This window comes from Dokdonella sp. (assembly GCF_049593775.1).
GTDB lineage: Bacteria > Pseudomonadota > Gammaproteobacteria > Xanthomonadales > Rhodanobacteraceae > Dokdonella.
In genome coordinates this window covers 1-10,817 of the sequence record NZ_JBAWHJ010000066.1, presented here as the reverse complement: position 1 = coordinate 10,817, position 10,817 = coordinate 1, and the positions used below count along the sequence as shown (strand labels likewise).

The window sequence follows — 10,817 nt, the reverse complement described above, 5'->3', positions numbered from 1 at the left end:
CGACACGGCCGATCACGGTGTATTCCGGATCCATGCCGTTGGAGAAGAAGAAGCTCAGGTTCGGCGCGAAATCATCGATGCTCATGCCGCGAGCGAGGTAGTACTCCACGATGGTGAAGCCGTTGCTCAGGGTGAAGGCCAACTGGCTGATCGGGTTCGCGCCGGCTTCGGCGATGTGGTATCCGGAAATCGAAACCGAATAGAAGTTGCGCACCTTCTGGTTGACGAAGTACTGCTGGATGTCACCCATCATGCGCAGGGCGAATTCGGTCGAGAAGATGCAGGTGTTCTGGGCCTGATCTTCCTTGAGAATATCGGCCTGCACCGTGCCGCGCACCGAGCGCAGGGTGTCGGACTTGATGCGCGCATAGGTTTTGGCATCGACCAGTTGGTCGCCGCTGATACCGAGCAGGCCGAGACCCAGGCCATCGTTGGTCGGTGGCAGTTCGCCGAAGTACACCGGGCGTTCGCGGCCTTCGAAGAATTTCGCGATCTTCTTCTCGGCTTCCGCCCAGCGCTTGTCGTCTTCCTTGAGGTACAGCTCGATCTGCTGATCGATTGCGGTGTTCATGAACATCGACAGGATGATCGGCGCCGGGCCGTTGATCGTCATCGATACCGATGTAGTCGGCGCGCACAGGTTGAAGCCCGAGTAGAGCTTCTTCATGTCATCCAGCGTGGGCACGTTGACGCCGGAGTTGCCGATCTTGCCGTAGATGTCGGGACGCGGAGCGGGATCCTCGCCGTACAGTGTGACCGAATCGAATGCGGTCGACAGACGCGCTGCCGGCTGACCGACACTGAGGTAATGGAAGCGGCGGTTGGTGCGTTCCGGCGTACCTTCGCCGGCGAACATGCGGATGGGATCTTCACCGGTACGGCGGTACGGATAGACACCGCCCGTGTAGGGATAGCTGCCCGGCAGGTTTTCCTTCTGCAGGAACACCAGCAGTTCGCCCCAGGACTTGTAGGTGGGCGCGGCGATCTTCGGAATCTTCTGGTGCGACAGCGATTCGCTGTAGTTCTCGACCTTGATTACCTTGCCGCGCACTTCGTATTCGGTGAACTCGTCGGTGATCGACTTGAGGCGCTGCGGCCAGCCACGCAGCAGGCGCAGCGAATCGGCACTGAACGACTGGATGGCGTCGTTGTAGCGCTGGCGGAGGGTGAGAAGGCTGCGGTCGGCAACCTTGCCTTCTCCCTGCGGGAGAAGGTGATCGGCGTCGTACAGACCGAGAACAGCGGGGAGATCGGGATCTTCGAGTTCCTTGAGTGCGGCCCAGAGTGACTGGGCGCGGTCGGCGATTTCCGATTGCTTCTCGATCTGGCCGTTGATGCCCCTGCCCTGCTCGGCGATCTCGGCGAGGTAGCGCACGCGTGCGCCGGGGATAAGCACGGTCGCACGCGGCTCCTTCAGCGAGGTATCGAGATTCGGCTTCCAGTCCAGCGCGCCTTCGCTGCCGACATGGAGCTTTTCGCGCAACAGGCGACACAGGTTGGTGAACATCCAGGTGATGCCGGGATCGTTGAACTGGCTGGCGATGGTCGGGTAGACCGGCACTTCGTCATCGGGCATCTGGAACTTCACGCGATTGCGCTTCCACTGCTTGCGCACGTCGCGCAACGCATCTTCCGCGCCGCGTTTGTCGAACTTGTTGAGCACGATCAACTCGGCAAAATCGATCATGTCGATCTTTTCGAGCTGACTCGCCGCGCCGTAGTCGCTGGTCATCACGTACATCGGGAAATCGACAAGATCGACGATTTCGGAATCGGACTGGCCGATACCAGCCGTCTCGACGATCACCAGATCGTAGGCCTGCCCTTTGAGGAAACTGACGCAATCCTTGAGCACGATGCTGGTCGCCGCATGCTGGCGACGGGTTGCCATCGAGCGCATGAACACGCGATGGCTGCGCAGCGCATTCATGCGAATGCGATCACCGAGCAAGGCACCACCTGATCGGCGACGCGTCGGATCGACCGCGAGCACGGCGATGCGCATGTCCGGGAATGCGTGCAGGAAGCGCAGCAGCAACTCATCGACCACGCTGGATTTTCCAGCGCCGCCGGTGCCAGTGATGCCGACTACCGGCGCTCCGCGCCGGTGGGATTCGATATTGGAGATTTGGGATTCGTCGGAGCGCGGCGCTGCCCATTGCTTACGCAACCTGGCCAGTTCGGCTTCGCTGTAATCGCCGTTTTCAATGGCCGTAAGCACACGGCCAACAGATATTTCGTCATCAATATCCGCAACCTCGGCGCTTGCGGCGTTCTTCGAATCCCTAATCCCGAATTCCGAATCTCGCGCTTGCTCTGCGCGCGCCACCACATCCTCGATCATCGCAACGAGGCCAAGGTGCATGCCGTCATTCGGGTGGTAGATGCGTTCGACGCCGTAGGCTTGCAGTTCGCGGATCTCTTCGGGGGTGATGGTGCCGCCACCACCGCCAAAGACGCGGATATGCCCGGCCCCGCGCTCCTTGAGCATGTCGATCATGTACTTGAAGTACTCGACATGGCCGCCCTGGTAGGACGAAAGCGCGATGGCGTCGGCATCTTCCTGCAGCGCTGCGCGGACGACATCTTCGACGGCCCGATTATGGCCAAGGTGAACCACTTCCGCGCCCTGGGCCTGGATCAGGCGGCGCATGATGTTGATCGCGGCGTCGTGGCCATCAAACAGGCTTGCAGCGGTGACAAAACGCAGCGGCGAGCGCTCCGTGGTCGTTTCGCTGGCGGGCAGGCTCTGGGCAGTCGTACTCATGGCGGCAACCGGCTAATTGCGGGGGATCGCAATTCTACCGCGTCGCCCGCAAAACACGCAGGTTTGCACGCTGCGGCCCAAAATGGCCGCAACCTGAGCAGAGGTGGGATCTGCGCGGGACGCCGGGGATCAGCTGATCGAGTCGATCAATTCCGGCTGGGAAAACAGGAAACCCTGTCCGATCGTGCAGCCCAGATCAATCAGCATGTCGCGTTGCTCTTCGGTTTCTACGCCTTCGCCAATTACTTCGACATCCAGCGATGCCGCGAGGGCAATGATCGCGCGGACAACTGCCCGGCTGCTGCTGTCGGCGGAAAGATCGGTCACGAAGGAACGATCGATCTTGAGCGAGTGGATGGGAAACTTGTGCAGGTAGCTCAGCGATGAATAGCCGGTGCCGAAGTCATCGAGCTGGACCAGGACGCCTGCCTGGCGCAATCGCAGCAGGATGCTGCGCATCTGTTCCGGTTGATCGAGCAGCGCGCCTTCGGTCACTTCAAGCCGCACCCGAGCGGGCTGGAGTCCGCTGCCGGTAATGGTGCGCAGGGCTATTTCATCGAAATCAGGTACACGCAGCCGGCGCGCGGAAACGTTGATGGACACATACGTGGATTCCGGCAGGCGATGGGCTCGCTCGCAGGCCATGGCAAACATCTGCCAGTCGATCTGCTCGATGCAGCCGTTCTCTTCCGCTGCGGCCAGGAAATCTGCGGGAAGCAGGATTCCGCGCGTCGGATGATTCCAGCGCAGCAGCGCTTCGTAGCCCAGCACTTTGCCATCGTGCAGGCTCACGATCGACTGGAAATGTGGCTCGAACTCGTGACGCACCAAGGCATGGCGCAGGTCTCCTTCGAGATCCAGTGCCTGCATGGCTTCGGCACGCAGGCGCTCATCGAAGATTTCATGGCGCTGGCGGCCCTGGGCCTTGGCCCTGTACATCGCGGTATCCGCATCACGCAGCAATTCTTCGGCGCGCGTGTAGTGGGTATCGGAATAGGCAATGCCGATGCTTGCCGAAGTGAACATTTCCTTGTTCGCGACGCGAATGGGTTCGTCGAGTCCACGCAGCAATTTCTCGGCCACCGAAACGGCGACGGACGGATCAGGCAGGTCATCGACCAGCACGGCGAATTCATCACCGCCCAGTCGCGCCACCATGAACGGTGCGCAGGCGGCAGCCAGGCGCAGTGCCGCCTGCTTGAGCATTTCATCGCCCACCAGATGCCCGACGCTGTCGTTGACCACCTTGAAGCGATCCAGATCGAGAAACAATACGGCGTAGTTGCGGGTGGGATCTTCGATATAGCGCGAGAGCGCGGTACCAAGCCGCTGAAGCAACAAGGCCCGGTTCGGCAACCCGGTCAGCGCATCATGAAAGGCTTCGTGGGTAAGTCGCGCCTCGATGCGCTCGCGTTCCTTGATCTGGGCGACCAGATCCGTATTGGCATGAGCGAGTGCACGCGTGCGCTCTTCGACCCGCGCTTCAAGAACCACATTGTCGTGGACCAGGGATTCCTGGGCCCGCTTGCGCTCGAGGCCGTTGGCAATATGGTAGGCAACGAAGGTGAGCAATTCCTGATCGCGATCGTTGAATGGCGCGTCCGCAGAGTAGCTCTGCACGGCGAGCACACCGACGGTCTTGTCACTGCAGTCCAGCGGTACGCCCAACCAGTAGCAGGCCCGGGTACCGAAGCGCTCCACCTTGCCCGAACCCACCAGTGCATCGATGGCGGCACGGTTGGCCAGCAAGGCGCGGCCGGTGCCGAGCACATATTCCGTCATGCCGTTCAGCATGGGCCGGCGTGGCCGGACCGGATTGATTTCATCGACCGAGTACGGAAATTCCAGTTCCTGGCCGTCCTCGGTGACCAGCGCGATGTAGAAGTTCCGCGCGTTCAGCAGTTCGCCGAGAATGCCGTGCACGCTGGCATAGAAATCGCCCATCGATTCGGCTTCGGCAGCACATTCGGCAATGCCGAACAGGGCGCGCTGGAGCCGTTCGCCACGCTTGCGCTCCGAGACTTCCTGCTGCAATTCGTCAATGGCCTTGGCCAGTGCCTGGGTACGCTCGGCTACGCGTGTCTCGAGATCGGTCTTGGCCTGTTTGCGTTCCAGCGCGGTCAGAACGTGCTGGGCAACGTAGGTCAGCAGTGCGCGATCTTCTTCGGAGTAGCGTGTATCCCTGATGTAGCTCTGCACGACGATGGCGCCCCGGATTCCGGCCGCACCGTTCATCGGAACGCCAAGCCAGTCCTCGGATTCGGGGCCAAGGGTGTCATCACGCATGATGCCCATTGCCTCGCGCACCTGCTCGGAGGGGCCCATCTGGGATTCGCCGCTGCGAATCATCGCCAGAGTCAGGCTGTTGGGCAGGTCGCTGGCAGTGAACTCCCAGTCCGGGCTGAAGGTATCCTGATCGACGCTGTCAACGAAATGCAGGAAACGCAGGCTGTCGCGTTCAGGCTCGTACAGCGCGATGAAGAAATTTTCCGCATACATCAACTCGCCGATGATCTTGTGGATGCCCCGAAGCATTTCGGGCATTTCAAGATCCGAGCTGGCCATGTTTGCGATCGCAAACAAGGCACGCTGAACATGCTCGGCGCGCTCCAGCCGGCGAATCGAATGGGCCAGGGATTCCCGTTCAAGAAGATTGCATGCCTTCTGGCCGATATCGGCCAGGAACTGATCCCAGTCAGCCCCCGAGGCTGCAGAGCGGCGCGTATCCGCCACCCAGGTCAATTCCGCCAGCATGCCGTTCGGCGCATTCAGCAGAACGTGCCGGGTATTTTCCGATTCGTCGGGTTGGCGCTGGGGTGAACTTCCACTCGATTCGCTGCGACCATCCACATGCGTTCGCTCGGTATTCCACGAGAGACTCATCGACTGGATGCCAAACCGCTCGCGGGCCTCGTGGCGCACCAGCACGCCCAGCGAATTCAGATCGTTCACGCGCAGCAGGCGACCGCTAAACGACCGGCTGGTCGTCAGGGAAATCTCGCTATCGCGACTATTCGGCGTGCTCGACATTGAAACTGACCCGCCTCCCGGGTTTGTGAGGTCCAACTTGATTACTGCGCCTCACGAAAACCACGACGAGACGATTCAGACTCACTACTTTAGGACAAACCGCTGCGAACTGCATGGCACAGCGTCACCTTGAGTGAAACTGATCAACACTTTCACGCGTAGCGCCCATCTCCGGCCTGTCAGACAATATTCAGTTGAATCAGTAACTTGCACAGAGCCACTCACCTGCCGCGGGCAAGGCGGAAACGAGCCGGCAGAGTTTCCTAGTAAACATTGTCACCTGCGACCGATTGAATCAGCCGGATCGCCCGGTGGTTGCCCACCGGTCGACATGCCCCTGACAGGCGATTGGCTGAATGGATCTCAGACCGTTACGGAATCGGCCGCGTCAGTGAACTCTTGAATCTGGTCGAAGTTCATGTAGCGATAGATCTTCCCGCTATCCGCATCGAGGACACCCATGTCGGACATGTACTCGGCCTTGGTCGGAATGCGACCGAGACGGGAGCAGATCGCCGCGAGCTCGGCCGATCCCAGGTAGACATTGGCATTCTTGCCCAGCCTGTTCGGGAAGTTGCGGGTGCTCGTGGAGAACACCGTGGCGCCTTCGCGAACCTGGGCCTGGTTGCCCATGCAAAGCGAACAACCCGGCATTTCCATGCGCGCACCAGCGGTGCCGAACGTGCCGTAGTGACCTTCCTTGGTGAGCTCGGCGGCGTCCATCTTGGTGGGTGGCGCAACCCAGAGCTTGGTGGGGATATCGCGCTTGCCTTCCAGCAGGCGCGACGCTGCCCTGAAGTGGCCGATGTTGGTCATGCAGGAGCCGATGAACACTTCGTCGATCACCTCGCCGGAAACGTCGGACAGCGTTTTCACGTCGTCCGGGTCATTCGGGCAAGCCACGATCGGCTCATGCACGTCGGCGAGATCGATTTCGATCACCGCGGCGTACTCCGCATCGGCATCCGCCGACATCAGCTTGGGATCGGCCAGCCAGGCCTGCATGGCCTGGATGCGTCGGCTGATGCTGCGAACATCCTTGTAGCCCTGCGCAATCATCCACTTCAGCATGACGATATTGCTGGTGATGTATTCGATGATGGGTGCCTTGTCGAGATGCACCGTGCAACCGGCTGCCGATCGCTCTGCGGATGCGTCGGACAGCTCGAACGCCTGCTCGACCTTGAGATCCGGCAAGCCTTCGATTTCGAGGATGCGACCGGAGAAGATGTTCTTCTTGCCCTTCTTTTCGACCGTCAGCAGGCCGGCCTTGATCGCGTACAGCGGGATGGCGTTGACCAGATCGCGCAGGGTGACACCAGGCTGCAAGCTGCCCTTGAAGCGCACGAGCACCGATTCCGGCATGTCCAGTGGCATGACGCCAGTGGCGGCTGCAAACGCGACCAGGCCGGAGCCGGCCGGGAACGAGATTCCGATCGGGAAGCGTGTGTGCGAATCGCCGCCAGTACCCACGGTATCGGGCAGGAGCATGCGATTGAGCCAGGAATGAATGATGCCGTCACCAGGACGCAGCGGAATGCCGCCGCGCGTGCTGATGAATTCCGGCAGGTCGTGGTGCATGGCCACATCAACCGGCTTCGGGTAGGCCGCGGTATGGCAGAACGACTGCATGACCAGATCTGCGCTGAAACCCAGGCAGGCCAGATCCTTGAGCTCGTCACGCGTCATCGGGCCGGTCGTGTCCTGTGAACCGACGGATGTCATGCGCGGCTCGCAGTAGGTGCCGGGGCGGATGCCCTGCCCTTCGCCAAGACCGCAGGCGCGACCGACCATCTTCTGCGCGAGGGTAAAGCCCCTGCTGCTGCCGGGCGGATTTTCGGGCAGGCGGAACAAGTCCGATGCAGCAAGACCCAGCGCTTCGCGCGCCCTTGTGGTCAAGCCGCGTCCGATAATGAGGGGAATGCGTCCGCCAGCTCGTACTTCGTCGAACAGCACGTCGGACTTGACCTTGAATTCGGCGACCACTTCGCCGTCCTTGAGAGCTTTTCCTTCATACGGGCGGAGCTCGATCACATCGCCCATGTTCATCTGGCTGACGTCGAGTTCGATCGGCAGCGCGCCGGCATCTTCCATCGTGTTGTAGAAGATCGGTGCAATCTTGTTGCCCAGGCATACGCCGCCGAAACGCTTGTTCGGAATGAAGGGGATGTCTTCGCCGGTGAACCAGAGCACGGAGTTGGTCGCCGACTTGCGGCTGCTGCCGGTACCGACGACATCACCGACATAGGCCACCAGGTGGCCCTTCGCCTTGAGGGATTCGATGAATGCGACCGGCCCACGCTTGCCGTCTTCTTCGGGCGTAATGCCTTCGCGCTTGTTCTTGAGCATGGCAAGCGCGTGCAGCGGGATGTCCGGGCGCGTCGTTGCATCCGGCGCCGGTGACAGATCATCGGTGTTGGTCTCGCCACTAACCTTGAACACGGTGATGGTCAGCGACTCCGGCAATTCGGGGCGGCTCGTGAACCATTCGGCATCCGCCCAGCTCTGCACGACTTCGCGAGCGTGCACGTTGCCCTTGTCCGCTTTTTCCTTGACGTCGTGGAATGCGTCAAACATCAACAGGGTTTTCTTGAGCGCTTCTGCCGCAATCGGGGCCAGGCTGGCGTGATCGAGCAATTCGACCAGCGGATGGATGTTGAACCCGCCCAGCATGGTGCCGAGCAGCTCGGTGGCGCGCTCGGCGGATATCAGGGCGCATGACTCGGTGCCGAAAGCCAGCGCAGCCAACCAGGATGCCTTGACCTTGGCCGCATCATCGACACCAGCCGGGACCCGGTTGGTGATCAGGTCGAGCAGGAATTCAGAATCCCCCGGTGCGGGCGCCTTGAGCAATTCAATGACTTCGGCAGTCTGCTGCGCCGACAGCGGAAGCGGAGGAATACCCAGCGCGGCGCGCTCAGAGACATGTTGGCGATAGGTCGAGAGCATGAACGTTCTTTCCTGTTACGTTGACGTGGCGTGCGGCGTGGTGCGACCCATCACTGCACAGGGTGTCCGGTTGTTCGGAGCGAAGCCTTGCGGGCAGCGGCTGGATGTCGACCAAGTGCGCAAGGTAGCCGTTCATAATAGCGTTTTTCGCCGTTTGCCCGCAATGAAACCGCCGGCAACACGGTCGCGCGATACGCTTGCAAGCGCTACGGATCGGGCCAATATTCATCTGGCCGCAATCATCCGGCGTGCGCTTCGCGCTAGGATAGAAAATGCCGGGAGCCTTCCGGCCTTGCATGCCCCGTTCCTGCCAGGAGAATCGCCATGAGTGACAGCTTTTCGACCCACGACACGCTAGAGATCAATGGCAGGACGTACCGGTACGCGAGCCTGACCAAGCTCGGCAAGCAGTTCAATCTGACCCGGCTGCCGTACTCGATGAAGATCCTGCTTGAGAACCTCTTGCGCCACGAGGATGGCGTGGATGTGACTGACAAGCAGATCTCCGCAGTGGCCAACTGGCAGGCGAAGGATGAATCGTCGACGGAAATTTCGTTCATGCCGGCCCGAGTGCTGTTGCAGGACTTCACCGGCGTGCCCTGCGTGGTCGATCTCGCCGCCATGCGAGACGCCATGGTCGCCCTGGGCGGCGATCCAACCCTGATCAATCCGCTGGCGCCGGCTGAACTGGTCATCGATCACTCCGTTCAGGTGGATTCATTCGGCTCGGTGAACTCGCTGGATGAGAACGTCGAGATCGAGTTCGAGCGCAATCAGGAACGCTACGCCTTCCTGCGCTGGGGCCAGAAGGCATTCAACAACTTCAAGGTGGTTCCGCCGCGCACCGGCATCGTTCATCAGGTCAACCTCGAGCATCTGGCCCGGGTAGTGATGACAGCGAAAAAGGACGGCGCCGACTGGGCGTTTCCCGATACCGTGTTCGGCACCGACTCGCATACGACAATGATCAACGGGCTCGGCGTGTTGGGTTGGGGCGTCGGCGGCATCGAGGCCGAGGCAGCCATGCTGGGGCAGCCATCGTCGATGCTGATTCCGCAAGTCGTCGGTTTCAAACTCGTTGGCAAGCTCAGCGAGGGCGTGACTGCAACCGACCTGGTGCTGACGGTGACCCAGATGTTGCGCAAGCACGGCGTCGTTGGAAAATTCGTCGAGTTCTTCGGAAGCGGACTCAAGCATCTGCCGCTCGCCGATCGCGCCACCATCGCCAACATGTCGCCCGAATACGGCGCGACCTGCGGCATCTTTCCGGTTGACGCCGAATCGATCAACTACCTGCGCCTGTCAGGCCGCAGCGAGGAACAAATTGCCCTGGTCGAGGCCTACGCCAAGGCTCAGCAGCTCTGGCACGACGACGACACTCCACAAGCCGAATTCAGCTCAACCATGGAACTTGACCTGGCGGAGGTCCGGCCCTCGCTGGCAGGACCCAAGCGCCCCCAGGACCGGGTCCTGCTTGGCGACATGCAGCAAAGTTTCGAGGCGGCACTGGCCGGGCTTACCGTCGGACGCAAGCCGCGGGAAATTTCGGTCAGTCGATTCGAAGGTGAAGGCGGATCGACTGCAGTGGGACATGACGCAAGCGCCTGCGGAACAGGGCCGCACGTACCCAAGGCACCACTGCGGGATGGTGCAGTCGTCATCGCAGCGATTACTTCGTGCACCAACACATCCAATCCTGCCGTAATGCTGGCAGCCGGCCTGCTGGCCAAGAAGGCGGCGGCACTCGGATTGAATTCCCAACCCTGGGTCAAGCCATCCATCGGACCGGGGTCGCTGGTCGTTACTGACTACCTGAAGAAGACCGGGCTGTTGCGCGAACTCGAAAAGGTCGGCTTCTACATCGTCGGCTACGGCTGCACGAGCTGCATCGGAAACTCGGGTCCCCTGCCTGCGGAAATCAGCAAGGAAATTGCGGAAGGCGACCTCGCCGTAGCCTCGGTGCTATCCGGAAATCGAAACTTCGAGGGCCGCGTGCATCCGGAGGTGAAAATGAACTACCTGGCATCGCCACCATTGGTGGTTGCCTACGCGCTCGCCGGCACCATCGACA

Annotated in this window: 4 protein-coding genes; 1 reads left to right on the top strand and 3 read right to left on the bottom strand. The window is 60.9% G+C overall.

Going from position 1 to position 10,817, the window contains the following annotated elements:
- The 3 genes from WBP53_RS02415 to acnB form a co-directional block, all read right to left on the bottom strand.
- The coding region (locus WBP53_RS02415; RefSeq protein ID WP_423925574.1) for a methylmalonyl-CoA mutase family protein at window positions 1-2,767 on the bottom strand (2,767 nt) is incomplete at its 3' end.
- A 129-nt stretch (window positions 2,768-2,896) separates the two neighbouring features.
- Window positions 2,897-5,797 (bottom strand): sensor domain-containing phosphodiesterase, encoded by a 2,901-nt coding sequence (locus WBP53_RS02410; RefSeq protein ID WP_423925572.1) that lies wholly within the window; start codon window positions 5,795-5,797, stop codon window positions 2,897-2,899.
- A 363-nt stretch (window positions 5,798-6,160) separates the two neighbouring features.
- A complete protein-coding gene (acnB, locus tag WBP53_RS02405; RefSeq protein WP_423925570.1) occupies window positions 6,161-8,746 on the bottom strand; it encodes a bifunctional aconitate hydratase 2/2-methylisocitrate dehydratase in 2,586 nt (861 codons plus the stop codon).
- A 324-nt stretch (window positions 8,747-9,070) separates the two neighbouring features.
- On the opposite strand from acnB, the gene WBP53_RS02400 reads away from it, so the two are divergent.
- On the top strand, window positions 9,071-10,817 hold a 1,747-nt coding region (locus tag WBP53_RS02400), incomplete at its 3' end, for an aconitate hydratase (protein ID WP_423925568.1).

Bases quoted from the DNA above. Each gene is read 5' to 3' on its own strand.
- acnB (WP_423925570.1), bottom strand. From the start codon at position 8,746: ATGCTCTCGACCTATCGCCAACATGTCTCTGAGCGCGCCGCGCTGGGT.
- WBP53_RS02410 (WP_423925572.1), bottom strand. From the start codon at position 5,797: ATGTCGAGCACGCCGAATAGTCGCGATAGCGAGATTTCCCTGACGACC.